Raw genomic sequence first — 827 nt, 5'->3', positions numbered from 1 at the left:
AAAATTTACGTCTGGTTTATTTAAGACGCAAGCAATCTGGCAAAGACAAACAAGGATATGCATTAAAGGGCTGGTCTAAAGCTGTTCCGCTGCTTATCAACCTTCAGCCGGCTGGGGGCAGCATTAACGCTCAAATTTACGGTGAGAGCTTGAATTACATGCTGTCAGGTAAGTACCAAGGCAACTTGCTGAAATTGGCGAAAAATGAAGGCGATGGGCTCTGCGTTGATGTTGGGCCAGAAGCTGATCCCGACTATGAGATCGTAGCAATCCAAGAGTTTACAATGCACAAGAACATTTCTTTAAAGCGAAGGAATAAGTGATGCAATTCTCTTTTGAGATTAAAGGTCTCGACCGACTTCGGGAAAAGCTGAAAAAGTTGCCTGGTGTCACGGAAGAGGCAATCCACGACGGCGAAGAAGACGTAATGGACCAGGCGGAAGCCTACGCGGTTGAAGAACTTCAAAAGTCCATTAAGTATTCTACTGGTGAACTTACTAGATCCTTGCGGATTGAAGTTAAGTTAAAGTCAACCGGCGAAATTGTCGGGCGGTTATGGTCTAATGATCCTATTGCAGTTTATCGTGAATTTGGGACTGGGCGAAATGGCGAAAAGTCGCCAAAAATCACCCCACCAAACGTAACATTGACCTATAGACAAACAACCTGGTTTATACCAGTTGATAAAGTGGATCTTGATTTAACCGCTATCTATGGTATGCAGAAAATCAAGATCCATGATAAAGAGTTCTATCGGACCAACGGGCAACCAGCCCGCCAATTCTTGACACCAGCAATCGAAAAGGCCGGACGTGATGCGGACGAAA

Annotated in this window: 2 protein-coding genes; both read left to right on the top strand. The window is 44.7% G+C overall.

Going from position 1 to position 827, the window contains the following annotated elements; translation table 11 throughout:
- The coding region (locus FC20_RS10535) for a hypothetical protein (protein ID WP_082610513.1) at positions 1-323 on the top strand (323 nt) is incomplete at its 5' end.
- Positions 323-827, top strand: a 505-nt coding sequence (locus FC20_RS09610; RefSeq protein WP_056945409.1) for an HK97 gp10 family phage protein, incomplete at its 3' end; no start/stop codon positions are given. The genes FC20_RS10535 and FC20_RS09610, both read left to right, overlap by 1 nt.

Origin of the sequence: Lactobacillus equicursoris DSM 19284 = JCM 14600 = CIP 110162 (assembly GCF_001434815.1) — a bacterium.
GTDB classification, from domain to species: domain Bacteria; phylum Bacillota; class Bacilli; order Lactobacillales; family Lactobacillaceae; genus Lactobacillus; species Lactobacillus equicursoris.
This window is presented reverse-complemented; position numbering and strand designations above follow the sequence as displayed.